Origin of the sequence: Amnibacterium endophyticum (assembly GCF_042680685.1) — a bacterium.
GTDB lineage: Bacteria > Actinomycetota > Actinomycetes > Actinomycetales > Microbacteriaceae > Amnibacterium > Amnibacterium endophyticum.
In genome coordinates this window covers 122,173-147,436 of sequence record NZ_JBHUEA010000001.1, presented here as the reverse complement: position 1 = coordinate 147,436, position 25,264 = coordinate 122,173, and the positions used below count along the sequence as shown (strand labels likewise).

The 25,264-nt window shown below is 74.2% G+C and carries 22 protein-coding genes and 1 tRNA gene; 14 read left to right on the top strand and 9 right to left on the bottom strand.

Annotation, left to right across the window (positions count from 1 at the left end):
* Nucleotides 1-140: 140 nt before the first annotated feature.
* The gene (locus ACFSBI_RS00740; RefSeq protein WP_377931269.1) at nucleotides 141-389 is read right to left on the bottom strand and encodes a WhiB family transcriptional regulator; all 249 of its coding nucleotides are present in this window, start codon (nucleotides 387-389) and stop codon (nucleotides 141-143) included.
* Nucleotides 390-642: 253 nt separating this feature from the next.
* Between ACFSBI_RS00740 and ACFSBI_RS00735 the strand changes: the two genes are divergently transcribed.
* A complete protein-coding gene (locus ACFSBI_RS00735) occupies nucleotides 643-1,062 on the top strand; it encodes a hypothetical protein (protein ID WP_377931268.1) in 420 nt (139 codons plus the stop codon).
* A 19-nt stretch (nucleotides 1,063-1,081) separates the two neighbouring features.
* On the opposite strand, the gene bcp is transcribed toward ACFSBI_RS00735, so the two are convergent.
* Nucleotides 1,082-1,564: a thioredoxin-dependent thiol peroxidase gene (gene bcp / locus ACFSBI_RS00730; RefSeq protein WP_377931267.1), complete on the bottom strand. Its 483-nt coding sequence runs from the start codon at nucleotides 1,562-1,564 to the stop codon at nucleotides 1,082-1,084.
* Nucleotides 1,565-1,614: 50 nt separating this feature from the next.
* Here bcp and ACFSBI_RS00725 point away from each other — a divergent pair.
* Nucleotides 1,615-1,687: transfer RNA gene (locus tag ACFSBI_RS00725), tRNA-Lys, on the top strand.
* Between the two features lie 55 nt (nucleotides 1,688-1,742).
* Here the strand turns inward: ACFSBI_RS00725 and ACFSBI_RS00720 are convergent.
* The 6 genes from ACFSBI_RS00720 to ACFSBI_RS00695 form a co-directional block, all read right to left on the bottom strand.
* Entirely contained in the window at nucleotides 1,743-1,988 is a 246-nt protein-coding gene (locus tag ACFSBI_RS00720; protein ID WP_377931266.1) for a DUF3263 domain-containing protein, read from the bottom strand.
* Nucleotides 1,989-2,147: 159 nt separating this feature from the next.
* Entirely contained in the window at nucleotides 2,148-5,177 is a 3,030-nt protein-coding gene (locus ACFSBI_RS00715; protein ID WP_377931265.1) for an alpha-mannosidase, read from the bottom strand.
* 89 nt (nucleotides 5,178-5,266) lie between these two features.
* A complete protein-coding gene (locus tag ACFSBI_RS00710) occupies nucleotides 5,267-5,458 on the bottom strand; it encodes a hypothetical protein (protein WP_377931264.1) in 192 nt (63 codons plus the stop codon).
* 81 nt (nucleotides 5,459-5,539) lie between these two features.
* Complete coding sequence (locus ACFSBI_RS00705; protein WP_377931263.1) at nucleotides 5,540-5,995, bottom strand: SRPBCC family protein; 456 nt, start codon at nucleotides 5,993-5,995, stop codon at nucleotides 5,540-5,542.
* A 98-nt stretch (nucleotides 5,996-6,093) separates the two neighbouring features.
* Nucleotides 6,094-7,878 carry a glycoside hydrolase family 15 protein gene (locus ACFSBI_RS00700; RefSeq protein ID WP_377931262.1) on the bottom strand — a complete coding sequence of 595 codons (1,785 nt, stop codon included), beginning with the start codon at nucleotides 7,876-7,878 and terminating at the stop codon, nucleotides 6,094-6,096.
* Between the two features lie 117 nt (nucleotides 7,879-7,995).
* Complete coding sequence (locus tag ACFSBI_RS00695; RefSeq protein ID WP_377931261.1) at nucleotides 7,996-9,507, bottom strand: amino acid permease; 1,512 nt, start codon at nucleotides 9,505-9,507, stop codon at nucleotides 7,996-7,998.
* A gap of 159 nt (nucleotides 9,508-9,666) precedes the next feature.
* On the opposite strand from ACFSBI_RS00695, the gene ACFSBI_RS00690 reads away from it, so the two are divergent.
* The 6 genes from ACFSBI_RS00690 (at nucleotide 9,667) to ACFSBI_RS00665 (ending at nucleotide 16,029) form a co-directional block, all read left to right on the top strand.
* A complete protein-coding gene (locus tag ACFSBI_RS00690) occupies nucleotides 9,667-11,061 on the top strand; it encodes a glutamine synthetase family protein (protein ID WP_377931260.1) in 1,395 nt (464 codons plus the stop codon).
* Entirely contained in the window at nucleotides 11,054-11,806 is a 753-nt protein-coding gene (locus ACFSBI_RS00685; protein WP_377931259.1) for a gamma-glutamyl-gamma-aminobutyrate hydrolase family protein, read from the top strand. The genes ACFSBI_RS00690 and ACFSBI_RS00685 overlap by 8 nt, the downstream gene beginning before the upstream one ends.
* The gene (locus ACFSBI_RS00680) at nucleotides 11,803-13,173 is read left to right on the top strand and encodes an aldehyde dehydrogenase family protein (protein WP_377931258.1); all 1,371 of its coding nucleotides are present in this window, start codon (nucleotides 11,803-11,805) and stop codon (nucleotides 13,171-13,173) included. Before ACFSBI_RS00685 ends, ACFSBI_RS00680 begins: the two co-directional genes overlap by 4 nt.
* Nucleotides 13,170-13,952, top strand: a complete 783-nt coding sequence (locus ACFSBI_RS00675) for a 3-oxoacyl-ACP reductase (protein WP_377931257.1) — start codon at nucleotides 13,170-13,172, stop codon at nucleotides 13,950-13,952. The genes ACFSBI_RS00680 and ACFSBI_RS00675 overlap by 4 nt, the downstream gene beginning before the upstream one ends.
* Nucleotides 13,949-14,653, top strand: a complete 705-nt coding sequence (locus ACFSBI_RS00670) for a FadR/GntR family transcriptional regulator (protein ID WP_377931256.1) — start codon at nucleotides 13,949-13,951, stop codon at nucleotides 14,651-14,653. The genes ACFSBI_RS00675 and ACFSBI_RS00670 overlap by 4 nt, the downstream gene beginning before the upstream one ends.
* 170 nt (nucleotides 14,654-14,823) lie before the next feature.
* Nucleotides 14,824-16,029 (top strand): mechanosensitive ion channel family protein, encoded by a 1,206-nt coding sequence (locus ACFSBI_RS00665; RefSeq protein WP_377931255.1) that lies wholly within the window; start codon nucleotides 14,824-14,826, stop codon nucleotides 16,027-16,029.
* Nucleotides 16,030-16,232: 203 nt separating this feature from the next.
* Here ACFSBI_RS00665 and ACFSBI_RS00660 read toward each other — a convergent pair whose 3' ends face one another.
* Entirely contained in the window at nucleotides 16,233-16,478 is a 246-nt protein-coding gene (locus tag ACFSBI_RS00660) for a hypothetical protein (protein WP_377931254.1), read from the bottom strand.
* A 102-nt stretch (nucleotides 16,479-16,580) separates the two neighbouring features.
* Between ACFSBI_RS00660 and ACFSBI_RS00655 the strand changes: the two genes are divergently transcribed.
* From ACFSBI_RS00655 to otsB, 6 genes are all read left to right on the top strand, one after another.
* Nucleotides 16,581-17,156 (top strand): TetR/AcrR family transcriptional regulator, encoded by a 576-nt coding sequence (locus tag ACFSBI_RS00655; protein WP_377931253.1) that lies wholly within the window; start codon nucleotides 16,581-16,583, stop codon nucleotides 17,154-17,156.
* A gap of 69 nt (nucleotides 17,157-17,225) precedes the next feature.
* Entirely contained in the window at nucleotides 17,226-20,039 is a 2,814-nt protein-coding gene (locus ACFSBI_RS00650; RefSeq protein WP_377931252.1) for an MMPL family transporter, read from the top strand.
* On the top strand, nucleotides 20,036-22,084 hold the full coding sequence (locus ACFSBI_RS00645) for a YhgE/Pip domain-containing protein (RefSeq protein WP_377931251.1): 2,049 nt from the start codon (nucleotides 20,036-20,038) through the stop codon (nucleotides 22,082-22,084). Before ACFSBI_RS00650 ends, ACFSBI_RS00645 begins: the two co-directional genes overlap by 4 nt.
* A gap of 37 nt (nucleotides 22,085-22,121) precedes the next feature.
* Nucleotides 22,122-22,898 (top strand): fructosamine kinase family protein, encoded by a 777-nt coding sequence (locus ACFSBI_RS00640; protein ID WP_377931250.1) that lies wholly within the window; start codon nucleotides 22,122-22,124, stop codon nucleotides 22,896-22,898.
* 37 nt (nucleotides 22,899-22,935) lie between these two features.
* Nucleotides 22,936-24,438 (top strand): alpha,alpha-trehalose-phosphate synthase (UDP-forming), encoded by a 1,503-nt coding sequence (locus tag ACFSBI_RS00635; protein ID WP_377931249.1) that lies wholly within the window; start codon nucleotides 22,936-22,938, stop codon nucleotides 24,436-24,438.
* Nucleotides 24,438-25,199, top strand: coding sequence for a trehalose-phosphatase (gene otsB, locus ACFSBI_RS00630; RefSeq protein WP_377931248.1), 762 nt, complete (start codon nucleotides 24,438-24,440; stop codon nucleotides 25,197-25,199). The genes ACFSBI_RS00635 and otsB overlap by 1 nt, the downstream gene beginning before the upstream one ends.
* Nucleotides 25,200-25,264: the final 65 nt, after the last annotated feature.

Genomic DNA, 25,264 nt, shown 5'->3' with positions numbered 1-25,264 from the left:
GCAGCGAGCCTCGAGACCACCTCAGCCCACGAGGGGTTCGCGGATCCGTAGAAACGACGCGACACGCCGGTCCCGGCGAGCGGGACGCGGCGTGTCGCGTCAGGGGTGCGGGTCCGCATCAGGAGTGCGGAGCCGCGAGGTCAGGCGGAGCGGCGGGCTCGGGCCGCGCGGCGCTTCAGGGCGCGGCGCTCGTCCTCGGACAGGCCGCCCCAGACGCCGGAGTCCTGGCTGGTCTCGAGCGCGTACTGCAGGCACGACTCGGTGACGGTGCAGCGGCCGCAGACGGACTTCGCTCGCTCGATCTGATCGACCGCCGGTCCGGTGTTGCCGATCGGGAAGAAGAGCTCGGGGTCTGCCGTCAGGCACGCAGCACGGTCACGCCAATCCATACCGGGGCGCTCACTTTCATCGCGGTTCGGGTCCCGGGCCGCGTCGTCGGAGAGCCGGGCAAGCAGTGGCCGAACCGGTGTGTGGTCGGGTGGGTGCTGCATGATCGGGGAAGGCCCCTACAGCAGAAGAAGGACGGTCTCCCGTCCCTCTTCATCACCGTCTGCCCTCACCTTCGTGGGCACCGAAACGAACCGGAAACATCGTGACACAGCACCTAGTCGTGAGCAAGGGTATTGAAGTTGTGATGTCGCTGTGAGCGCATCGAACACGGGCCGCAGGCCCGCCGGACTGATCGCGCTGGCCGTCATCGTCGCCGTCGAGGCGCTCGCCACCGCGGTGATCGGGCTGCTCGCGCTGGTGGCCTCGCCCTACGGGGTGCGCAGCACGACGGGCGGCGGCACGGGGGACCCCACCTCCGGCATCGCCGTCGCCGTCTTCGTGCTGATCTTCGCCGTGCTGCTGGCGGTCGTCGCGATCGGCCTGGTGCGCACGCGCGCGTGGACGCGCTCGGCCGCCCTTGTCTGGCAGATCGTCCAGGCGCTGATCGGGGCGTACTCGCTGCAGGGCGCCGGCGCCGCGATCGGGTTCGGTGTCGCGGCGGTCGCCCTGGCCCTCGTCGCGCTGGTGCTGCTCTTCTCCCGCCCGGTCCGCGAGGCGCTCGACCGCGGGTAGGGCGCCTCGCGGCGGGACGTCAGTCGATGCCGAGCCGCTTGCGGAGGCTCGCGACGTGGCCGGTCGCCTTCACGTTGTAGAGCGCGTGCGTCAGGCGCCCCTCGCCGTCGATGACGAAGGTGGAGCGGATCGTGCCGGTGACGGTCCTGCCGTACATCGACTTCTCGCCCCACGCCCCGTACGCCTTGTGCACCGCGAGGTCGGGGTCGGACAGCAGCGGGAAGTTCAGCGACTCCTGCTCGGCGAACTCCGCGTTCGCGGCGGGCTCGTCCTTGGACACCCCGACGACGCGGTAGCCCGCCTGGGCGAGCGAGTTCAGGTTGTCGCGGAAGTCGCAGGCCTGGGTGGTGCAGCCCGGGGTCATCGCCGCCGGGTAGAAGTAGAGGACGACGTCCTGGCCGCGCAGGTCGGCGAGGCTCACGTCCTTCCCCGAGGAGTCCGGCAGGGTGAAGTCGGGTGCCGCGTCGCCGGCGGCCAGTCGCGTGGAGGTCACGACGTCCATCCTCGCCCGTCTGCTACCCTCGATCCCTGGGTTCGCGAGGACCCGGGTGCGCACCTCTAGCTCAATTGGCAGAGCAACTGACTCTTAATCAGTGGGTTCTGGGTTCAAGTCCCAGGGGGTGTACGGACAGGGCGGGGAGCGCGGCTCCCCGCCCTTCGTCGTTCCGGTGCGGCCGGTGTCAGCGGAGCCAGCGGTCGAGCTGCGCGCGCTCGTCCGCCCGCTGCTGCGTGCGGCGCTGCACGCGGCGCGCGACCCGCGGCCAGCGGTCCTCGACCTCGGGGCGCGCGGCCAGCACCTGCAGGCGCTGGTAGTAGCGGGACGTCGTCATGCCGAGCCGCATGCGGATCGCGTCGGTCTTCAGTCCGGTGTGGCGAGGGTGGGCGTCCTCGAACTCCAGCAGCCGGATGTCTGCGTGGGTGAGCATGGCAGAAGTATGTTCGACACCACCGACGGCGTGTCGCGCGTGCAGGCGATTCGGAGCGTGGTATCGGCGCGGAGCCTTCGGCGTGGTCTTCGAGTGCGGGTGGGGGTGGTCTCGAGGCTCGCTGCGCTCGCACCTCGACCGGCGAGGTGCCCAGCGGGACTACCGACCCGCGAGGTGGAGGCGGAGCGTGCGCACCTCGAAGGGGCCGAGCCGCAGCCGCACCGCGCCGTCCTGGAGGTCGACGGGCTCGGCCTCCGGCAGCGGTCCCTCGAGCAGGTCGACGGTCCGCGCCGCCGTGACCGGCGCGTCGACGCGCAGCACCGCCTCCGCGCGGCGGCCCACCGGCTCGTAGAGGCGGACGACGAGGTCGCTGCTGCCGTCGTCCGCGAGCTTCACCGCGGACAGGAGCGCCTCCGCCGTCAGCGTCACGAGCGGCGCGAAGCCACGGGCGCCGCGCACCCGGCGCAGCGGCGCGTTCATCGCGACGCCCTCGTCGGTCGCGTGCCGCACGTCCGTGCCGACGACGAGGCCCGCCCGGTGCGTCTGCCTGCCCTGGTCGGTCCGCGGGTCCGGGAAGCGCGGCGCGCGCAGCAGCGAGAGGCGCACTGTGGTGACGATCCCGTCGCCGTCGGCCTCCCGCGTGAGGTCGTAGCCGTAGGTCGAGTCGTTCACGAGGGCGACGGCGAAGCCCGGTTCCTCGACGAGCACGAACCGGTGCATCGACGTCTCGAACCTCGCCGCCTCCCAGGACGTGTTGACGTGGGTGACCCGCTGCTGCACGCCGAACTGCGTCTCGGCCGTGGAGTGCGCGGCGCGCACGTCGAGGGGGAAGGCGAGCTTCAGCAGCTGCTCCGTCTCGTGCCACTCGGTCGCGAGGTCCAGCTCGAGGGTCCGCGAGCCCGGCGCCAGCGACAGCTCCTCCTCCAGCACGGACCGCGAGAAGCGGCGGACGAGGCGCACGCGCGCGACCCCGTCCTCGCCGACCTCCGCGGTCATCCGCTCGAGGTCGACGAGGTCCGTCACCCGGTTCCGGTAGTGCCGGTCGACGTCCCACGCGTCCCACAGGTTCGGGAGGTCCTGGTGCAGCTGCAGCAGGTTCGCCGCGCATCCGGCGGGCACCGCGTCGCGGCCGGTGGTGACGTCGACGGCGGAGGTCACGAGCCCGCGGGCGTCGACGACGACGCGGAGCGCGCCGCTGTCGAGCACCCAGCCGCCGTCCCGGGGTTCGAGGGAGACCGCGGCCTCCGGTGCGGGAGACGCGACGGCGGCGCCGAGCGCGGCGACCCCGGACCGCTCGGACGTGGCCGGGTTGACCACGATCTCGCGGTCGCCCTCGCCGACGAGCGCCGCGAGCGACCGGTCGATCAGCCCGAGCGCCTCGGCCGCGATGCGTGCGTGCTCGGCGACGGCCTCGCGGTGCACCCAGGCGATCGCCGTGCCGGGAAGGATGTCGTGGAACTGCAGCAGCAGGAGCCGCTGCCAGAGGTCGTCGAGCTCGGCCCGCGGGTACGGCGTCCCGGCGCGGACGGCCGCGGTCGTCGCCCACGCCTCCGCCTCGATCAGCAGCTGCTCGTTGCGCCGGTTGCCCTGCTTGGTGCGGTGCTGGCTGGTCAGCGTCGCCCGGTGCAGCTCGAGGTAGAGCTCGCCGACCCAGACCGGCGGCGTCGGCAGCTCCTCGCGCGCCCGGGCGAAGAAGGCGTCTGGGTGCTCCCACGCGACCCGCGGGCTGCCCTCGAGGTCGGCGAGCCGGGCGGCGCGGCCCGCCATCTCGCGGGTCGTCCCGCCCCCGCCGTCTCCCCAGCCGACCGGAGCGATCGAGCCCGAAGCCCGCCGGGCCTCCTGGAAGCCGCGCGACGCCTTCGCGAGCTCGGCGCCGGACAGCTCCGCGTTGTAGGTCTCCATGGGCGGGAAGTGCGTGAGCACCCGGCTGCCGTCGATCCCCTCCCACTCGAAGGTGTGGTGGGGGAAGCGGTTCACCTGGTTCCAGCTGATCTTCTGGGTGAAGAACCAGGAGAAGCCGGCCCGGCGCATGAGCTGGGGCAGCGCGGGGGAGTAGCCGAAGCTGTCCGGCAGCCAGACGCCCGAGCACCGCACGCCGAGCTCGCGCTCGAAGAAGCGCTGCCCCTGCGCGAACTGGCGCACGATCGCCTCGCCGGTCGGCATGACCGTGTCGGACTCGACCCACATCCCGCCGAGCGGCACGAAGCGGCCGGCTGCGACCGCCGCCTTCACGCGCTCCCACACCTCGGGGCGGTGCTGCCGGATCCAGGCGTACTGCTGCGCGCTCGACATCCCGTAGACGAACGCCGGGTCCTCCTCGAGCAGCCGGGTCATGGAGGCGGCGGTGCGGGCGACCTTGCGGACGGTCTCCCGCGTCGGCCAGAGCCAGGCCGAGTCGATGTGCGCGTGGCCGACGGCGGAGACGCGGTGCGCGGACTGCTCGGCGGGTGCCGCGAGCACCGGCGCGAGGGCCCCGCGTGCGGCCGCGGCCGTCCCGACGACGTCCTGCAGGTCGAGCCGGTCCAGGGCGTCGTCGAGCGCCTGCAGGATCCGCGCCCGCCGCGGGCCCGGCGGCAGCTCGGCCTGGAGCCCGACCAGCACGTCCACGTCGAGCCCGAGCGCGAAGACCTCCGGCTCGAAGACGGCGAGGTCGAAGCGCCGGGTGCGGTACAGCGGCTCGCGCGAGGCCGTCTCCGGATCCCCCTGCTCCGTCGGCAGGAACGGAGCGCGCTCGATGTCGAGCAGCACGGGATTGCTCGCGGCCTCGAGGTAGAGCTCGACCGGTTCCCCGCCGGCCGCCGGTTCGGCGACGAGCGCCCAGGCGTTCCGCGGCGCGATCGCCTTGAGCGGCGTCCCGTCGACCCGGTGCAGGAGGCCCTCCGCCTGGAAGCCGGGCATCGAGGAGTCGAAGCCGAGATCGATCACGACCTCGACACGGCGCCCGGCCCACTCGGCGGGCACCTCGCCGGTCAGCCGGAACCAGGTGGTGCCCCAGGCCGGTCCCCAGGGGCGGCCCGGCGCGTCCGGCGCGTAGTCGAGCGCGAGCGCCTCCGCGACCGGCAGCGGCTCGCCCGGCAGCTCCGCGCGCTCGACGCGCAGCGGGACGGCGGGTCCGTGGACCGCCGGCAGGATCCGCTCGCGGAGCACCCGGGTGGCGCGCCCGATGGTCAGCTGGTCGTCGTCGTGCACCGGTCCGCTCCCGCCCCGGCACGCACGGTCGGCGGCGCCCGGTCAGGCGAGCATGCCGCGACCCGGATCGACGCGGGCCGAGCGCGCGGTCAGCGGAGGATCCGCGGCTCCAGGTGCCGGGGGTCGGGGCCGCGGAGGGCCGCGGCCGCCGCGACGGCGAGCGCCACGACGGAGCGGAGTGCGCCGAGCGCCATGCGGACGGGATCGACCCGACCGCTGGCCGAGCGCTCGAAGGCGGCGTGGGCGCGCCGGAGGCGGACGTCCTGCAGCGACACCGTCATGCGGCGGACGCTAAGCGGCCCCGGCGCATCGGGGCCGGAGGCGCGGCGGCGGGTCGTGCAATCCGCCGCCGCGCCGGAGGATCAGTCGCGCGGGACGTCGCCCCGCCAGGCGCCCGACTCGGTCGGTGCGCCCTCGATGAACTCCTTGAAGTGCTCGAGGTCCTTCTTCACGCTGCGCTGGTCGAAGCCGAGCACGTCGCCCGCCTTCTCCACGAGGCCCTCCGGCGCCCAGTCGATCTGGACCGCGACGCGGGAGCTGGTGTCGGACAGCTTGTGGAAGGTGACGACGCCCGCGTTCGTGGTGCCGTCCGTGCTCTTCCAGGCGATCCGCTCGTCGGGGTGCTGCTCGGTGATCTCCGCGTCGAACTCGCGCTCCACGCCGCCGACCTTCACCTTCCAGTGGTTGTGCGTGTCGTCGACCTGGCGGATCTCCTCCACGAACGAGAGGAAGTGCGGGAAGGACTCGAACTGCGTCCACTGGTTGTACGCCTTGTCCACGGGGACGTCGACGTCGATGGTCTCCACGACCTGTGCCACGGGGGTCTCCTTCTCTCGGATGCTGCCGACCGTATGGATGCGGGCTGAACAGATCCGGTGCGTCGGCGGTGCGCGCGGTCGACGTGGAGCGGACGGGGTCAGCGCGTGCGCATCGCCTCGCCGGCCTCGATCGCGTCGGCCGCGCGGACGAGGGCGAGGTGCGACAGCGCCTGCGGGGTGTTCCCCGCCTGCCTGCGCTGCTCGACGTCGTACTCCTCCGACAGCAGGCCGACGTCGTTCGCGAGCGTCATCAGCCGGTCCATCAGCGCCGTCGCCTTCTCGCGCTGCCCGCTCGCCGCGTACTGCTCGACGAGCCAGAAGCTGCAGGCGAGGAAGGGGGACTCCCCGGGCGGCAGGCCGTCGCCGCCGCCCTCGGTCCGGTACCGCATGACCAGGCCGTCCTCCAGCAGCTCGCGCTCGATCGCCTCCACGGTCCCGAGCATCCGCGGGTCGTCCGCCTTCAGGTAGCCGACCTGCGGGAGCACGAGCAGGCTCGCGTCCAGCCGCTTCGTGCCGTAGGACTGCACGTAGCTGTTCAGGGAGCGGTCGAAGCCGTGCTCCTCGATCTCGGCCGCGACCTCGTCGCGCAGCTGTCGCCACCGGTCGACCGGGCCGTCGAAGCCGAACTGCTCGACCGCCTTGACCGCCCGGTCGAACGCCGCCCACACCATCACCCGGGAGTGCGTGAAGTGGCGCTCCCGCCCCCGCATCTCCCAGATGCCGCTGTCGGTGCGCCGCCAGTTCTGCTCGGTGAAGCGCATCAGGGCGCGCTGGGAGGGCCAGGAGTGCTGCGCGTTCCGCACGCCCTTCTCGCGGGCCTCGTGCAGCGCGACCATCACCTCGCCGATGACGTCCGCCTGGTACTGGTCCACCGCGCCGTTGCCGATCCGCACCGGCGATGCGCCCTGGTACCCGGCGAGGTTCGGCAGGGTCCGCTCGGGCAGGTCCCGCTCGCCCGCGAGGCCGTACATGATCTGCACGTCCGCCGGGTCGCCGGCGATCGCGCGCATCAGCCAGCCCCACCACTCCTCGCCGACCGAGACGTAGCCGTGGTTCAGGAGCACCGACAGCGTGAGGGCCGCGTCGCGCAGCCAGACGTAGCGGTAGTCCCAGTTGCGCTGGCCGCCGAACTGCTCGGGCAGACTCGTCGTCGCCGCCGCGGCGATGCCGCCGGTGTCCTCGTGCGTCAGCGCCCGCAGCACGCAGAGGGAGCGGACGACCGCGTCCCGGTACGGGCCCTCGTGCTCGATCCGCCCGGACCAGTCGTCCCACCACCGCTTCGTCTCCGCGAGCAGGTCGTCCACGTCCTCCGGGGGCGGGACGTCGCGGTAGGAGGGGTACCAGGTGAGCACGAGGTCGACGGTCTCGCCCTCGTGCACGTCGAAGTCGGCCTGGTGCGAGTGGTCGGAGGCCTTCAGCCTCGGCCCCCGCACGACGACGGCGTCCGGCCCCGCGACGGCGACGATCCCGGGCCCGGTGCGGTCGTGCAGCTGCCGCACCCACGGGGTCGCGGTGCCGTAGCCGAAGCGGATCCGCACCGACTCGTGCATGCGGACCGTGCCGCTGATGCCGCGCACGCGCCGGACGACGTCCGCGCGGCGGTTGCCGTGGGGCATGAAGTCGGTCACCTCGACCTCGCCCGTGCTCGTCACCCAGCGCGTGACCAGCACGAAGGAGCCGCCGTCGTAGCGCCTGGTCGCCTCGCCGCCCTCGAGCGGCGCCAGGTACCAGCGGCCGTCGCCCTTGTCGCCGAGCAGGGCCGCGAACATCGACGGGGAGTCGTACCGCGGGAAGCAGAGCCAGTCGATGCTGCCGTCGCGGCCGACGAGCGCGGCCGACTGGCAGTCGCTGAGCAGGGCGTAGTCCTCGATGGGCAGCGGCATGCCGCCGATCCTGCACCGTCCTCACTTGGAGCATCCGAGCCGCGACCGCTGCCCGGGCCCCTTCCGGACATCCGGGCGCGCCGCGGCGGGCCCGGATGTCCGGAACGGGCCCGCGAGTCAGGCGACCGGGATGCGGCCCTCGTACTCCTCGACCTCCGGGTCGCGGTGGAGGCCCCCGGACTGCGCGTACTCCTCCTCCGGCGACAGGACGAGGCGGTGGCGGCCGATCGCCGCGAACAGCACGAGGCCGACGACGTACACGACCGCGATCCCCGCGATCGCGATCAGGTAGGCCGCGATGCCGGTGAGGAAGAAGCCGACGAAGATCGCGAGGGAGATCACGCCCGCCACGACCGCGCCCGGCACGCCCACCGGGCTGCGGTAGGGACGCACGGCTCTGGGGAAGCGGCGGCGCAGCACGATGAACGACACCATCTGCAGCATGTAGGAGATGACCGCGCCCCAGACCGCGATGTTCAGCACCACCGCCCCGGCGACGCCCGAGTCCCCGCCCGTGACCTGCACGAGCACGAGCGCCGCGTAGCCGATCACGCCGCCGACGAGCAGCGCGACCCACGGGGTCTGCCGCTGCCCGGTGAGCGACAGGGCCTGCGGGTAGTAGCCGGCGCGGGACAGGGAGTACATGTTGCGCCCGTACGCGTACATGATCCCCTGCAGGCTGGCGAGCAGGCCGATCAGCGCGAACAGGGCGAGGACGCCGGCGAGCTCGGACGGGACCATCGCGTCGAAGCCGTCCAGCAGCGGCTGCAGGGACGAGCCCGTCGCCGTCGCCCCGAGCACGCCCGTGTTCACCACGAACACGGCCACCGCGCAGACCAGCAGGGTCACGAGGCCCCAGAAGCCGGCCTTCGGGATGACGCGCTGCGGCTCGTGCGTCTCCTCCGCCGCCAGCGGCAGCTCCTCGATGCCGAGGAAGAACCACATGGCGAAGGGCAGCACGAAGAGGACCGGCAGCAGCCCGTTCGGGAGCGCGGCCGAGCGTCCTGCGGCCGGCTCGACGTCGAACAGGTTCGCGACCGAGAACGAGGAGGTCGCGAAGGCGACGACCACGAACACCCCGAGGATCGCGATCGACAGCACCGCGACGACGATCGCGAGCCGGAAGCCCACGGCCGCGCCGAGGATGTTCACCCCGAGGAAGACGACGTAGAGCAGCGCCCACCAGATCGGCTGCGGGAGGCTGAGCCCGGTGAACGCGACGAGCGCTCCGTCTGCGTACTGCCCCGCGAAGAAGACGACGACGGCGGTCGTCATCACGTACTCGATGGTCTCCGCGAGCCCGGTGACGTACCCGCCCCAGGGCCCGAGCGCTGCCCTGGCGAAGGAGTACGCGCCGCCCGTGTGCGGCATCGCCGCGCTCATCTCGCCGATCGAGAACAGCAGGCAGAAGTACATGACGATGACGACGGCCGTCGCGATCGCCATGCCCCCGAAGCCCGCGCTGGCGGTGCCGAAGTTCCAGCCGGAGAACATGCCGCTGATGACCGCGGCGACGCCGAGGCCCCAGATGCCCCAGAACCCGGCGGACCGCTTCAGCTGCCGCTTCTCGAAGTACCCCTCCTCGGCGGCGCGGTAGGTGACGGAGGACGGGCGGGACGCGTTCGACATGGCGCTCCTCGGCGTGTGGGGGAGGGGACCGCGGCGCTGCGGACGCGCTCACCGTAGGACCCGGAAGGTCGCCGCGTCGACCTTCCGTTGTTTCGTCCTCGTGAAACCTTCGGCACCGCTATGGTCCAGAAGGTCCGCCGATCGACCTTTGGAGGTCAGATGCCTGGAACCGCGTCGCGCACCGGCAACCTCGATCTCGACGCCCTGCGCGAGCGCGTGCGCGCCGGCGCGATCGACACCGTCATCGTCGCCTTCGCCGACATGCAGGGCCGCCTCGTCGGCAAGCGGGTGTCCGCCCGGCTCTTCCTCGAGGAGGTCGCCGACCACGGCGCCGAGGCCTGCGACTACCTGCTCGCGGTCGACGTCGACATGAACACGGTGGACGGCTACGCGATCTCGTCCTGGGAGTCGGGGTACGGCGACATGGTGCTGCGGCCGGACCTCGACACCCTGCGCGCGACGCCCTGGCTGCCCGGCACCGCGCTCGTCATGGCCGACCTCGAGGGCGTCCCGCGCGGCGACGAGGACCGCGGTCGCCCCGTCTCGGTCTCGCCCCGGGCGATCCTGCAGCGGCAGGTCGCGCGGCTCGCGGACCTCGGCCTCGAGCCGTACGCCGGCACGGAGCTCGAGTTCCTCGTCTTCGACGACACCTACCGGGAGGCGTGGGCGAGGCGCTACGCCGGCCTCACCCCGGCGTCGGACTACAACATCGACTACGCGCTGCTCGCCTCCACGCGGATGGAGCCCCTGCTGCGCGACATCCGGCTCGCCATGGACGGCGCCGGCATGTACTGCGAGGGCGTCAAGGGGGAGTGCAACCTCGGGCAGCAGGAGATCGCGTTCCGCTACGCGCACGCCCTCACCACGTGCGACAACCACGTGCTCTACAAGAACGGGGCGAAGGAGATCGCGGACGCCCGCGGCAAGGCCCTGACCTTCATGGCGAAGTTCGACGAGCGCGAGGGCAACAGCTGCCACATCCACCTGTCGGTGCGGGGGACGGACGGCTCGGCCGCGATGGCGGACCCGTCCCGGCCCCACGGCTTCTCGCCGCTGATGGAGCACTTCCTCGCGGGCCAGCTCGCGGCGATGCGGGAGCTGACGCTGCTGTTCGCCCCGAACATCAACTCCTACAAGCGCTACCAGGACGGCAGCTTCGCGCCGACCGCGGTCGCCTGGGGGCTCGACAACCGGACCTGCGCGCTGCGGGTCGTCGGCCGCGGCCACTCCCTGCGCTTCGAGAACCGCGCGCCGGGCGGCGACGTGAACCCCTACCTCGCGATCGCGGCGATGATCGCCGCCGGGATCGACGGGATCGAGCGGGAGCTGCCGCTGCCCGAGCCCGCCGCGGGCAACGCGTACGAGAGCGGGGAGCCGCGTCTGCCCACGACCCTGACCGAGGCCGCCCGGCTCTTCGCGTCCTCGGACCTCGCCCGCCGGGCGTTCGGGCAGGACGTCGTCGACCACTACCTGAACACCGCTCGCGTCGAGCTCGCGGCGTTCGAGTCGGCCGTCACGGACTGGGAGCGCGTCCGGGGGTTCGAGCGTGGCTGACCCCGTGCCGCTGATCGGCGTCACGACGTACCTCGAGCGCGCGGTGCAGGGCCCCTGGGACGAGCGCTTCGGGATGGTGCCGGAGACGTACCTGCTCGGCGTCGAGGAGGGCGGGGGCGCCCCGCTGCTGCTGCCGCCCCAGCCGGTGGACGGGGCGACCGTCGACCGCGTGCTGTCCGCGCTCGACGGCCTGGTGCTCTCGGGCGGCGCGGACGTGGATCCGGCGCGCTACGGCGCCGACCGCCACCCGCGCACGCAGGCGCCCCGGGCGGACCGGGACGCGTGGGAGCTCGCGCTCGCCGCGGGCGCGGTGCGGAGGGACCTGCCGGTGCTCGCGATCTGCCGCGGCGTGCAGGTGCTCGACGTCGCGCTCGGCGGCACCCTGCTGCAGCACGTGCCCGACGTCACGGCGGCGGACCACGGCGAGGCGCCCGGGGCGTTCGCGCCCACCCCGGTCGACACCGTCGCCGGCACGCACGTCCGGGAGCTGCTGGGGGAGGACCGGCTGACCGTGCACTGCCACCACCACCAGGCGATCGACCGGGTCGCGCCCGACCTCGTCGTCGCGGCGCGCAGCGCGGACGGGCTCGTCGAGGCCGTCGAGCTGCCCGGCGCCGCCTTCGTCGTCGGGGTGCAGTGGCACCCCGAGCAGGACGCCGCGGACCGCCGGCTGTTCGCCGCGCTCGTGCGCGCGGCCGGCCGCCGCGCCGCACGCACGCCGGTGCCGTCGGCGGTCCACGCGTGAGCGGATCGTTCGCCGTCGTCGACCCGTCGATCGGCGAGGCCTTCACCGAGGTCGCCATGGCGTCGGCCGCCGAGGTCGACCGGGCGGTCGGCCGGGCCGTGCGGGCGCAGGCCCGCTGGGCGGCGCTGGCGCCGCTCGACCGAGCGCGCCTGCTGCGCCGCTTCGCCGCCGTGGTGGACGCGCGCGGCGAGGAGCTCGCGGCGCTCGAGGTGCGCAACAGCGGGCACCCGGTCGACGGCGCCCGGTGGGAGGCGGGCCACGTCCGCGACGTGCTCGAGTACTTCTCCGCCGCCCCGGAGCGCCTGATCGGCAAGCAGATCCCCGTCGCGGGCGGCATCGACGTCACGTTCCACGAGCCGCTCGGGGTCGTGGGCGTGATCGTGCCGTGGAACTTCCCGATGACGATCGCGGCCTGGGGCTTCGCGCCCGCTCTCGCGGCGGGGAACGCCGTCGTCCTGAAGCCCGCCGAGTGGACGCCGCTGACCGCCCTGCGCCTCGCCGAGCTGGCGCTCGAGGCAGGGCTGCCCGACGGGCTGCTGCAGGCGGTGCCGGGCACCGGTGCCGTCGCGGGGGAGGCGCTCGTGCGCCACCCCGACGTCGCGAAGGTCGTGTTCACGGGTTCGACCGCCACCGGCTCCCGCGTCATGGCGCTCGCCGCGGAGCAGGTGAAGCCGGTGACCCTCGAGCTCGGCGGCAAGAGCGCGAACCTCGTCTTCGCCGACGCGGACCTCGACGCGGCGGCGGCGGCCGCCCCGGGCGCGGTGTTCGACAACGCCGGGCAGGACTGCTGCGCCCGCAGCCGCATCCTCGTCGAGCGGAGCGTGCTCGACGCCTTCCTCGAGCGGCTCGAGCCGGCCGTGCGCGCATGGCGGGTCGGCGACCCGCGGCAGGAGGGCGTGCAGATGGGGCCGCTCGTCTCCGCCGCGCACCGCGACCGGGTCGCGTCGTTCCTCGACGGGCGCACGCCGCTGATGCGGGGCTCCGCCCCGGACGGCCCCGGGTTCTGGTTCGCACCGGCCGTCGTGCTGCCCGAGGCGCCGGACGACCGCCTGCTCTCCGAGGAGGTCTTCGGGCCGGTCGTCGCGGTGCAGGCGTTCGAGGGCGAGGCGGAGGGGGTCGCGCTCGCGAACGCCACCCGCTACGGGCTCTCGGGCTCGATCTGGACGCGCGACCTCGGCCGCGGGCTCCGCGTCTCCCGGGCGGTGCGGTCCGGCGCGCTCAGCGTCAACTCCAACTCGTCGGTCCGCTACACGACGCCGTTCGGCGGGATGAAGCGCTCCGGCATCGGCCGCGAGCTCGGGCCCGACGCACCGCTGCACTTCACCGACGAGAAGAACGTGTTCTACGCGACAGGGGACCCCGCATGACGACCGTCGACCTCACCGCACGCCTCCGCGACCGCGTCGCGGTCATCACCGGCGGTGGCAGCGGCATCGGCCTCGCCACCGCCCGCCGCTTCGCCGCGGAGGGCGCGCGCGTCGTCGTCGCCGACCTCGATCCGGACGCCGGGCGTGCCGCCGCCGAGGAGGTCGACGGCGAGTTCGTGCGCGTCGACGTCGCGGAGAAGGCGGACGTCGACGACCTCTTCGACGGCGTCGTCGCGCGGCACGGGCGGCTGGACATCGCCTTCAACAACGCGGGCATCTCGCCGCCCGACGACGACTCCATCGAGACGACCGGGCTGGACGCCTGGGACCGGGTGCAGCGCGTGAACCTGACGAGCGTCTACCTCTGCTGCCGCGCCGCGCTGCGGCACATGGCGCCCGCGGGTCGCGGCTCCATCGTGAACACCGCCTCGTTCGTCGCGGTGCTCGGCAGCGCGACCAGCCAGATCTCGTACACCGCCTCGAAGGGCGGGGTGCTCGCGCTCAGCCGCGAGCTCGGCGTGCAGTACGCCCGGCAGGGCGTCCGCGTGAACGCGCTGTGCCCCGGACCCGTGAACACGCCGCTGCTGCAGGAGCTCTTCGCGAAGGACCCGGAGCGCGCCGCGCGGCGGCTCGTCCACGTGCCCGTCGGCCGCTTCGCGGAGCCGGAGGAGCTCGCGGCCGCCGTCGCCTTCCTCGCGAGCGACGACGCCTCGTTCGTCACGGCCTCGACGTTCATGGTCGACGGCGGCATCTCCTCGGCGTACGTGACCCCGCTGTGACGCGGGCGGACGAGGTCGTCTTCCGGCCGGTCTTCGGCGGCAACGCGTTCGAGGAGACGTTCGCCCGCCTGCTGCAGGCGGTGCGGCTCGGCATCACCGCTCCCGGCGAGGCGCTGCCGAGCGAGCGCGACCTCGCGTCGAGGCTCGGCGTCAGCCGCGACGTCGTCCGCGACGCGATCGCCGCGCTCGCGGACGCCGGGTTCGTCGAGCGGCGCCGCGGGCGGTACGGGGGCACCTTCGTCCTGCAGGACCTGACGGGCGCCGCACCCCCGGCGCCGGAGCGGGACGCCGAGCGCGTGCACGACGTGCTCGCGCTCCGCCGCGTGCTCGAGGAGGGCGCCGTCGCGGAGGCGGCGGCCCGGACGCTCGCCGCCGAGGACCGCGACCGCCTGTGGTCCCGCACCCTCGAGACCGCCGCGGCCGGCACGGCGGACTACCGGCGCGCGGACTCCCGGCTCCACCTGGCGCTCGGCGAGCTCGCCGGGGTGCCGTCGCTGCTGCCGCTGCTGGCCGACGCGCGCGACCGGGTGAACGCGCTGCTCGACGAGATCCCGCTGCTCGAGGCGAACCTCGCGCACTCGAACGCGCAGCACGAGGCGATCGTGCAGGCCGTGCTCCGCGGCGACCCGGGCGCCGCCCGGCGCGCCATGCGCGAGCACCTCGACGGCACCGCCGCGCTGCTCCACGCCTTCCTGGACTGAGGCCGCCCCGGGCCCGTTGCGGACATCCGGACGCGCTGCGGCGGGCCCGGATGTCCGGAACGGACCCGCGTGCTGAGCCGAGCGGGATCTGGGAGCATGGCCGGTCGCAACGGCGCGCCCATGGCACGGGGAGGCGGTCGTCGCCTCCCGCGGGACGGAAGGGGACGACCATGGACCTCGCAGGGATCTGGGCCGACGTGATGGGGACCGTCTGGGGGCGCCTCGTCGTCTTCGTCGTCGTCGCGGTCGTGGTCGCGCTGGTCGTGACCGCGGTCGTCTCGGCGGTCTTCCGCGCCGTCGCGAAGCGGCGCGGCCTGCCTGAGCGGGCGGTCGCCCGGCTGCGCCGGCCGTTCCGCTGGCTGGTCGTGACGATCGCGGCCTGGGTCAGCAGCGGCTCGGTGCTCAGCCGAGCGGGTACCGACTGGGAGCTGTTCGCCACCTGGGTGGATCGCACGCTGCACATCGCCGTCATCGCCTCGGCGGCCTGGTTCGTCGGCTCCGTCGTCTCGCTGACGGTCGACGTGCTGCTCGCCCGCTACCGCACCGACGTCGCCGACAACCGCGTCGCGCGCCGGGTGCGGACGCAGGCGCTCGTCATCCGCCGGGTCGCGGTGGCCGCGATCGTCCTGATCGCGATCGCGGCCGCGCTGCTGATCTTCCCGGCGGCGCAGGCGCTCGGCACGTCCCTGCTGGCGTCGGCCGGCGTCGTGTCGATCATCGCCGGCCTCGCCGCGCAGTCGACGCTCGGCAACGTCATCGCGGGCATGCAGATCGCCTTCTCCGGCGCCGTCCGCGTCGACGACGTCGTCATCGCCGACGGCGAGTGGGGCCGCATCGAGGAGATCACGCTCACCTACGTCGTCGTGCACGTGTGGGACGACCGGCGCCTCGTGCTGCCCTCCACGTACTTCACGACGACGCCGTTCGAGAACTGGACCCGCACGTCCAGCCAGCTGATGCAGGCGGTCGAGTTCGACCTCGACTGGCGGGTCGACCCGCAGGCGATGCGGGAGGAGCTGCACCGCGTGCTCGACCGCACGGAGCTGTGGGACCACCGGGTCGCGGTGCTGCAGGTGACGGACGCCACCGGCGGGCTCGTGCACGTGCGCGTGCTGCTCACCGCGGTGGACGCGCCGACCCTGTTCGATCTGCGCTGCTTCGTGCGCGAGGAGCTGGTCCGGTTCCTGCAGGAGCAGCACCCCGACGCGCTGCCGCAGCAGCGGGTGCTGCTGAGCCCGGCGGGCGAGGAGCACCAGGGGAAGGGGCCGCGCGCCGGCTGGTCGACGGACCCGGACCGCGGCCTGTTCAGCGGGTCGCGCGAGGCGGTCGCCCGCGGCCGCGACTTCACCGGGCCCACCCCGACCTCGCGCGGCTGAGCGGCGCGCCGCTCCGGGCGATGCGCGAACGCGCGGCGGTCATCCGGTCGGTCGAGGCGCGGAGCGTCGGGACGACCCCTGCGGGTCCTCGGTCTCGAGGCTCCTTCGTCGCACCTCGACCGGCGGGGTGAGTCGCACCTCGACCGGCGGGGTGAGTCGCACCTCGACCGGCGAGGTGAGTCGCTCCTCGACCGGCGGGGAGGTCAGCCGACCTTCTTGCGCGGGTTGCCGAGGCGGGGGCCCGCCGTGTGGTGCTTCGCGTCGTCTGGGTCCTGGGACTCCTTGCGGACGGTGCCGATCGCCACGACGAGCGTGCAGGCCCAGGCGACCCAGGTCAGGTAGGTCCGCCAGTCGTTGGGCCCCTTGCGACCGGCCCGGATCGCGGAGACGCCCGAGATCATCCCGGAGATGATCGCCGGGTTCAGCAGGTACTTGCGCAACGTGCCCATGCGTTCGGAGCGTACTGGGACGGCGCCCAGCAGCGGTTGGGAGGTCGCTGGACCCGGACGGGGCGCATCGCCCTGACCGATCGGGCAGTAGGCTGACCGATCGTGCAGGATCCGACGCGACCCATCGGCGGCTCGGCCCCGCTGCTGCAGGCAGCGCTGCGGCAGTTCGCCGCGGTCGGCTTCGACGGTGCCTCGCTCGCGCGCATCGCCGACGAGGCCGGCATGTCCAAGTCGAGCGTGCTCTACCACTTCGGCAGCAAGGAGGCCCTGCTCGACGCCGCGCTGCGCCCCGCCGTCGACGACCTGCGCCCGCTGCTCGAGCGGCTCGAGGGCACCGGCGACGGCGAGGGCCGGCACGCCTTCCTCAGGGACTTCGTCGACTACCTCTACGAGCACCGGCTCGCCGTCGCCGTGCTCATCAACCACGGGCAGGCGCTCTCCGGCCACGGCGTCGTGGACGAGGCGGACCTCCTCGTCCGCGGCCTGTCCGAGCACCTCGGGCCGAGCGGCCACGACCGCGAGACGATCCGCTTCGGCGTCGCGCTCGCCGGCGCGGCGTTCGTGCTCGTCGCGGCGGATCGCTGGTCCGCCTCCCACCTGCCCGACGACGAGGTCCGCGCCGTGCTCGTCGACGTCCTCGGCGAGCTGGTGCTCGCCCGCCCCGGCCTTCCCGTCTGACCGACCACCCACCACCCGCCCGCGACACCGCCGTCGCACCGACACCCGCGACGAGGACGGCACCCACCCATGACCGCGTTCCTGCACCGGCTCGGCCGCACGGCGCTGCAGCACCCGCTGAGGGTGCTCGCCGCGTGGCTCGTCGTCATCATCGCCTTCGCCGGGATCGGCTTCGGCTTCGGCGGCAAGTTCACCGACGGCCTCACCATCCCCGGCACGGAGTCGCAGAAGGCGCTCGACCGCCTCGACGGGGTCTTCCCGCAGGCGGCCGGCGCGAGCGCGCAGGCCGTCGTCGTCGCACCCTCCGGCGCCCGCATCGACGAGGGCGCCCCGAGGCGCGCGGTCGACGACCTCGTCGCCGCGCTCGGCGACGTCCAGGGCGTGGAGACCGCCGGGAGCCCGTTCGGCGAGTACGCGGTCGACGCGGTCTCGGCGGACCACCGGGCCGCGATCGTCTCGGTCCAGTTCTCGTCGTCGCAGGCCGGGGTCAGCACCGCGACGCTCGACGCCGTCCGGCGCACCGGGTCGGTGGGGGAGGACGCGGGCCTCACCGTCGCCTTCACCGGCCAGGTCTTCCAGGACCAGTCCTTCGGCCCGTCGGTGACGGAGGCGATCGGGCTGGCGTTCGCCGCCCTCGTGCTCGTGATCACCTTCGGTTCGCTGCTCGCGGCGGGCATGCCGCTCATCACCGCGATCATCGGGGTCCTGCTGTCGGTCGCGGCCCTCTTCTTCACCGCGAACCTCATCGACGTCGCGAGCGCCAGCCTCACCCTCGCGCTGATGCTGGGCCTCGCCGTCGGGATCGACTACGGCCTGTTCGTCATCTCGCGCTACCGCGAGCAGCTCGCGGTCGGCACGCCGCTGAGCGAGGCGCTGCCGACCGCGGTCGCGACCGCCGGCACGGCGGTCGTCTTCGCGGGCACGACGGTGATCATCGCGCTCTGCGGCCTGCTGATCGTCGGCATCCCGTTCCTCTCCGTCATGGGCGTCGGCGCCGCCTTCGCGGTCCTGGTGTCCGTGTGCGCCTCCGTCACCCTGCTGCCCGCCGTGCTCGCCCTCGCGGGGGACCGGCTGGTGCCCAGGGCGGGCTCGCGCGCGCAGCGCCGGGCGGCGGCGACGGCGGACGGCACCGCCCGCACGCTCGGGGCCCGCTGGGTCGGGCTGATCGAGAAGGTGCCCGCGCTCTTCCTCGTGCTCGCGATCGCCCTGCTCGGGGTGCTCGCGATCCCCGCCGCGTCGATGCGGCTCAGCCTGCCGACCAACGGCACGGAGCCGCCCGGCACCGGGCCCCGCGTCGCCTACGACCTGACGTCGCGGTACTTCGGCGAGGGCCGCAACGGCCCGCTCGTGGTGCTCGCGGACATCACCCAGGACGACTCGTTCATCGACGACCTCGACGCGATGCGGACGCGGATCGCCGCGCTGCCGGACGTGAAGGCCGTCAGCCGGCCGACCCCGAACGAGACGCTCGACACCGCGATCATGCAGGTGATCCCGGAGTCCGGGCCGACGTCGGACGCCACCATCGCGCTCGTGAACCGCATCCGCGGGCTCGAGGACGACTTCCAGCGGCAGTACGACGTCCCGATCTCGGTGACCGGCACGACCGCCGTGCAGATCGACATCTCCACGCGGCTCGGGAACGCGCTCGGGCCGTTCGTCCTCGTCGTGGTGGGCCTGTCGGTGCTGCTGCTGATGGCGGTGTTCCGGTCCCTCGTGGTGCCGCTGAAGGCCGCGGTCGGCTTCCTCCTGTCCCTCGCCGCGAGCATCGGCGCGACCGTGGCCGTGTTCCAGTGGGGCTGGGGCGCGGACCTGCTGCACGTCGAGCCGGGGCCGCTGCTCAGCTTCCTGCCCGTCCTCGGCGTCGCGATCCTGTTCGGCCTCTCGATGGACTACGAGGTGTTCCTCGTCAGCGGCATGCGGGAGACCTGGGCGCACACCGGCGACTGGCGGCGCTCGGTGCGCCAGGGCTTCACCCACGGCGCCCGCGTTGTGACCGCCGCGGCGCTCATCATGATCTTCGTCTTCGCCTCCTTCGTCCCGGAGGGCAGCGGCACCATCAAGCCGATCGCCTTCGCGCTCGCCGTCGGCATCCTCTTCGACGCCTTCGTCGTGCGGATGACGCTGGTGCCCGCGGTGATGTTCCTGGTGCGGCGGGCGGCCTGGTACCTGCCCGGCTGGCTCGCCCGGGCGCTGCCGGTCGTCGACATCGAGGGCGAGGGCATCGTCGCCCACCGCGCGGACGTCGCCTGGGCCGAGGGGGAGGCGCGGTGGGCGCTCTCGTCCGAGGGGCTCGTGCCCCCGGCACCCTTCGACACCGCGCCGCTGTCGGTCCGGGCGGATCGCGGCACGACGACGAGCCTCGACGTGGACTCCTTCAGCCGCCGCGCCGTCGTCGCGACCCTGACCGGGCACATCGCGCCGCGCGCCGGCCGCGTGCAGGCTGCGGGAGCCGTCGCGCCCTCCGGCGCCCGCGACCTGCGGCGCGTCGCCGCCCCCGTGATCGACGACGGCTCCGCCGCCCGCGCGACACCCCGTGTCCTCGTCGCGGAGCGCCTGCGCATCGCCCCGCGCGGGCGACGCACCGGGTCCGCCGGGCAGTGGCTGCACCTCCTGCCGGGCGAGATCCCCGCCGACCGGCCGGTCGGCGAGCTGCCGGCGGAGGAGCGCCTCGCCGTGCTCGCCGTCGCGGCGGCGGCCGGGGGCGCGGACGTGCTCGTCATCGACGCCGGCGACCTCGGTGCCGATGCGCGCGACCGCCTCGCGGCCCTGCTCGAGACCGTCGTCGGCCGCGAGCGCGCCGCGGTCGTCGTCACCTCCACCACCGATCGCGGCACCACCCGCCTGACCGCGACGCCCGTCCGCAAGGAGATCCCCGCATGATCGGCCGCATCCTGCAGGCCCCGCTCGTCCGGCTGCTGGTCGTCGCCCTGGTGCCCGCCGTGGTCCTCGGCGTCTTCGTCGCAGCGCTCGCCGCGGCCGACGCGGGCGACGCCCGCATCCCGGCCGCGCTCGTGAACCAGGACCGGCTCGTGCAGCAGAAGGGCGACGACGGGAGGACCACCACCATCGCCGCCGGGCGCCTCGTCGTCACCGGGCTCACGAAGCCCTCCGACGTGACGAGCGGCGCCCGGATCGACTGGACGCTGACGAACGCGAAGACCGCGAGGTCGATGCTCGACTCGGGGCAGGTCTACGCCGTCGTCACGATCCCGCGGACGTTCTCGAAGTCCATCGCCACGGTCAGCGGCACCGACCCGGACCAGGCCGGCATCGAGATCACCACCGACGACGCGCACGGCACCCTGGTCAGCCAGGTCGGCGGGATCGTCGGCGACACGATCGCGCGGACGGTCGGCGGCCAGATCACGACGAACGTGGTGAGCGGCCTCTACGGCGGCTTCGCCACGGTGCGGACCTCGCTGCTGAAGGCCGCCGACGGCGCGACCGACCTCGGCGACGGCGCCGGGAAGCTGTCGACCGGGCTCGAGCGGGCCGCGGACGGCGGCGAGTCGCTCGCCGACGGCGCGCGGTCGCTCGGCGACGGCGCCCGGACGCTCGCGGGCGGCGCGCGCTCCCTCGGGTCCGGCCTCGACCGCGCCGCCGACGGGGCCGCCTCCGCGGCGAGCGGCGCGAGGTCCCTCGCCTCGGGCGTCGACACCTACACGGACGGCGTCGCGTCCTACACGAAGGGCGTGAGCTCCTTCCTGACCGGCATCGCCCCGGCCTTCAGCAGCCGGTCGGCCGATGCGCAGTCGCAGCTCGCCTCCGGCTCCGCGGGGATCGCGGGCGGCATCCGGCAGGTCGCCGCCGCCGATCCGACCCTGAACCCGCAGACGCGGGCCGCGCTGCAGCAGCTGGCGGGCCGGCTCGACGAGGTCTCGTCGGGCCAGGCGCAGCTCGCGGCCGGCTCGCAGCAGCTGGCTCGGGCGGGCGCCGCGATCCCGCAGCTGCGCTCCGCGGGCACCCGGCTCGCCTCCGGCGGCTCCTCCCTCGACTCGGGCGCCGCCTCGCTCGCGTCCGGGCTCGCGAAGCTGCCGGGCGGCATCCGCGACGCGGCGTCCGGCGCCGGATCGCTCGCCTCGGGCGCCGCCCGGCTCGGCTCGGGCGCGGACTCGCTCGGCGCCGGCGCCGACCGGCTGACGGCCGGGGTGCGCAGCAGCGCCGACGGCGCGCAGCAGCTGGCGTCCGGCGCGGACCGCCTCGGCTCCGGCCTGCAGGACGGTGCGGAGCAGGTGCCGGATCTGACGAAGGCGCAGCAGGAGCACGCCGGGAAGGTCGTCGCGAACCCGATCACGGCGTCCGCCACGCGGGAGCACGAGCTGTCCGGCCCGGGTCAGATCGTCGCGACCCTCGTCGTCCCGGTCGGGCTCTGGATCGGCGCAGCCGCGCTCGTGCTGCTGCTCGGCGCGGTCTCCCGCCGGCTGCTGGACTCCGGGGTCGGCACCGCGCGCCTCGTCGGCGGCGCGCTCGCCCGCGGTGCGCTCGTCGCCGTCGTCCAGGCCGTGCTGATCGTCGTGCTGCTGGCGGCGACCCTCGGGGTGGGCGGCGCGGCGCTGCCGCTCCTGTTCGCGGTCGCGCTCGTCGCGGGGGTCTCGTTCCTCGCGATCCACCAGCTGCTGCAGAGCGCGTTCGGCCGCGCCGGCACGGTGCTCTCGATCGTGCTGCTCGGCGTGCAGCTGGTCGCGGTCGGCGGGATCTATCCGATCGAGCTCGTGTCCGAGCCGTTCCAGGCGATCAGCCCGCTGCTGCCGCTCACGGCCGCGGTGGACGCGACCACCGCCGCGCTGTCGGGCAGCGGCGGCGCCGGAGGCGGGATCCTCTCGCTCGCGCTGTGGGCGCTGGTCGCCTTCGTCGCCGAGGTCGCGCTCGTCGCGCGGCGCCGCACGAGCCCGCTGCGGTTCCGCGCCCTGCCCGCCGCCGCCTGAACCGGTGCGTGCGGGTCGGTCGCATACCCTGCCGCGGATGAAGCGGGTGCACGCGAAGCGCAGGGCGGACGCGCCCGACGGGTTCTTCGAGGCGGAGGCCGCCGGGCTCGCCTGGCTCGCCGCGGCCGACGGCGCCCGCGTGGTCGAGGTGCTCGCGGTGGAGCCGGGGCGCATCGATCTCGAGGCGCTCGACCTCGCGCGGCCGACGGCGGAGCACGCGGAGGCGTTCGGGGCGGCGCTCGCGACCACGCACGACGCGGGCGCCGACGGCTGGGGCGCGCCGCCGGACGGGTGGGACGGGCCCTCCTTCATCGGCGAGCAGCCGCTCACGACCCGGCCGGGCGGCTGGCCGTCCTGGGGCGCCTTCACCGCCGAGCAGCGGGTGCTGCCCTACGCCCGGCTGGCGGCGGAGCGCGGCCACATCGGCGGCGAGGACCTCCGCCTCGTCGAGCGCGCCTGCGAGCGGTTGTCGGCCGGCGACCTGGACGACGGCGACGCGCCGGCCCGCCTGCACGGCGACCTCTGGAACGGCAACCTGCAGTGGACGGCGGGCGGCGCGGTGCTGATCGACCCCGCCGCGCACGGCGGGCACCGGGAGACCGACCTCGCGATGCTCGCGCTCTTCGGCTGCCCGCACCTCGCCCGGATCTACGCCGGCTACGACGCCGCGCACCCGCTCGTCCCCGGCTGGGAGCAGCGCATCCCGCTGCACCAGCTGCACCCCCTCGCGGTGCACGCCGCGAGCCACGGCGCGGCCTACGCGGAGCCGCTCGCCTCCGCGGCGCGCGCGGCCCTGGCGCTGCCGCCCGCCTGACCGCTCGGTCCGCTCCCGGCCGAGCCCCCGTAGCCTGATGGCGCAACGAGGGGGTACGAGCATCGACAGCGACACCGAGCGGTACGACTTCGTCGTCGTCTCCAACCGCCTCCCCGTGGACCGCGTGGTGCGGCGGGACGGCACGCCGGACTGGCAGCCCTCGCCCGGCGGCCTCGTCACGGCGCTCGAGCCGGTCATGCGCGCCAACGACGGCGGGTGGGTCGGCTGGACCGGCACCGCCGACGACGACCAGGGCCCGTTCGAGGCCGACGGCCTGCACCTCCACCCGGTCCCGCTGTCCGCGGGCGAGGTCGAGCGGTACTACGAGGGCTTCTCGAACGACACGATCTGGCCGCTCTACCACGACGTCATCGCGCAGCCGACCTACAACCGCGAGACGTGGGAGACCTACGTCGAGGTGAACCGGCGGTTCGCGGAGGCGTCGGCCGACGTCGCCGCCGAGGGCGCGATGGTGTGGGTGCAGGACTACCAGCTGCAGCTCGTGCCGCGCATGCTCCGCGAGCGGCGCCCCGACCTCGTCATCGGCTTCTTCAACCACATCCCCTTCCCCGCCTACGGCCTCTTCTCCCAGCTGCCGTGGCGGCGGCAGATCGTCGAGGGGCTGCTCGGCGCCGACCTGATCGGCTTCCAGCGCCGGGCCGACGCGGGCAACTTCCTGCGCGCGGTGCGGCGGCTCTTCCACGTCCCGACGCCGCACGGCCGCGTCGAGCTGCCGGCGGCCGGCGAGGGCAAGTGGCCGAACTCGATGTCGGACGAGCCGCGGACCGTCGTCGCGAAGCACTTCCCGATCTCCATCGACGCGGCGGCCTACGTGCAGCTCGTCGAGACCGAGTCGGTGCGGGCGCGGGCGGCGGAGATCCGCCGCGACCTCGGTGACCCGACCACGATCATGCTCGGCGTCGACCGGCTCGACTACACGAAGGGCATCCGGCACCGCTTCGCGGCGTACGCCGAGCTGCTGGACGAGGGCAAGCTCGACGTCGACGACACCGTCCTCGTGCAGATCGCGAGCCCGAGCCGCGAACGGGTGGAGACGTACAAGGCGCTGCGCGACGAGATCGAGCTGACCGTCGGGCGGGTGAACGGCGAGTTCGGCACCATCAAGCACAGCGCGATCAGCTACCTGCACCACGGCTACCCGCGCGAGGAGATGGTCGCGCTGATGCTCGCGGCGGACATCATGCTCGTGACCGCGCTGCGCGACGGGATGAACCTCGTGGCCAAGGAGTACGTGGCGACCCGCGCCGACGACGACGGCGTGCTCGTGCTCAGCGAGTTCGCGGGCGCCGCCGACGAGCTGAAGCAGGCGCTGCTCGTGAACCCCCACGACATCGAGGGGCTGAAGCGCGCGATCCTCGCCGCGGTCCACATGCCGCGGCAGGAGCGCCGCACGCGGATGCACGCCCTGCGGCGGCGCGTGCTGACCCACGACGTCGAGCACTGGTCGCGCGACTTCCTCTCGGCGCTCGCCGAGGTGCGGCCGACCGCATCGGCGCAGGCGGCCGCGGAGACGGACTGATGCCGGATCTCGACGACGCCCTCGCGGCGCTCGCCGCGACGCCGCGGCTGCTCGTCGCGCTCGACTTCGACGGCACGCTGGCGCCGGAGGTCGACGACCCCGAGAAGGCGCGGGCGACGCCGGAGGCGCGGGCCGCCGTCGAGCGGCTGGTCGACCTGCCGGACACGCGGGTCGCGATGGTGTCGGGCCGCTCCCTCGGCGACCTCGAGCAGGTCGCCCCGTTCGGCGACCGGGTGCTGCTCGTCGGCTCCCACGGCATCGAGCTGCGGCTCGACGAGCCGGACGACGTGATCGCGCTCGACGAGGCCGAGCGCGAGCAGCTGGACGTGATGCGGGAGGTGCTCGACCAGGTCGCGGACACCCTCGACACGGTCCGCATCGAGCGCAAGCCCGCGGGCTTCGCCCTGCACACGCGGGTGGCGACGGACCGCCACAGCCGCGCCGCCCACCTCGTCGCGCTGCAGGAGCTGAAGGCGGAGACCCCCGACGCGAAGGTGCGGATGGGCAAGAACGTCATCGAGTTCTCCGTCCGGTCGACGACGAAGGGCGAGGCGGTCGAGCACCTGCGCCGCTACACGAAGGCGACCGCGGTGCTCTACGCGGGCGACGACGTCACCGACGAGGACGCGTTCGCGGCGCTCGGCGACGGCGACCTCGGCCTGAAGAGCGGCGACGGCGAGACGGTCGCGCCGTACCGCGTGCCGGGACCCGCCGAGGTGGCGGGCGTCCTCGCCCGCCTCGCGGAGCTCCGCGCCCGCTGACCGCCGACGGGGCATCCGAGCCCGTCGGTCGAGGTGCGAGCGCAGCGGGCCTCGAGACCGCTCCC

Excerpts from the sequence above, each read along its gene's own strand:
- ACFSBI_RS00740 (WP_377931269.1), bottom strand. The coding sequence starts at position 389 with ATGGATTGGCGTGACCGTGCTGCGTGCCTGACGGCAGACCCCGAGCTC.
- bcp (WP_377931267.1), bottom strand. The coding sequence starts at position 1,564 with ATGGACGTCGTGACCTCCACGCGACTGGCCGCCGGCGACGCGGCACCC.
- ACFSBI_RS00720 (WP_377931266.1), bottom strand. The coding sequence starts at position 1,988 with ATGCTCACCCACGCAGACATCCGGCTGCTGGAGTTCGAGGACGCCCAC.
- ACFSBI_RS00710 (WP_377931264.1), bottom strand. The coding sequence starts at position 5,458 with ATGACGGTGTCGCTGCAGGACGTCCGCCTCCGGCGCGCCCACGCCGCC.
- ACFSBI_RS00700 (WP_377931262.1), bottom strand. The coding sequence starts at position 7,878 with ATGCCGCTGCCCATCGAGGACTACGCCCTGCTCAGCGACTGCCAGTCG.
- ACFSBI_RS00695 (WP_377931261.1), bottom strand. The coding sequence starts at position 9,507 with ATGTCGAACGCGTCCCGCCCGTCCTCCGTCACCTACCGCGCCGCCGAG.
- ACFSBI_RS00690 (WP_377931260.1), top strand. The coding sequence starts at position 9,667 with ATGCCTGGAACCGCGTCGCGCACCGGCAACCTCGATCTCGACGCCCTG.
- ACFSBI_RS00675 (WP_377931257.1), top strand. The coding sequence starts at position 13,170 with ATGACGACCGTCGACCTCACCGCACGCCTCCGCGACCGCGTCGCGGTC.
- ACFSBI_RS00665 (WP_377931255.1), top strand. The coding sequence starts at position 14,824 with ATGGACCTCGCAGGGATCTGGGCCGACGTGATGGGGACCGTCTGGGGG.
- ACFSBI_RS00660 (WP_377931254.1), bottom strand. The coding sequence starts at position 16,478 with ATGGGCACGTTGCGCAAGTACCTGCTGAACCCGGCGATCATCTCCGGG.
- ACFSBI_RS00650 (WP_377931252.1), top strand. The coding sequence starts at position 17,226 with ATGACCGCGTTCCTGCACCGGCTCGGCCGCACGGCGCTGCAGCACCCG.
- ACFSBI_RS00645 (WP_377931251.1), top strand. The coding sequence starts at position 20,036 with ATGATCGGCCGCATCCTGCAGGCCCCGCTCGTCCGGCTGCTGGTCGTC.
- ACFSBI_RS00640 (WP_377931250.1), top strand. The coding sequence starts at position 22,122 with ATGAAGCGGGTGCACGCGAAGCGCAGGGCGGACGCGCCCGACGGGTTC.
- ACFSBI_RS00635 (WP_377931249.1), top strand. The coding sequence starts at position 22,936 with ATGGCGCAACGAGGGGGTACGAGCATCGACAGCGACACCGAGCGGTAC.
- otsB (WP_377931248.1), top strand. The coding sequence starts at position 24,438 with ATGCCGGATCTCGACGACGCCCTCGCGGCGCTCGCCGCGACGCCGCGG.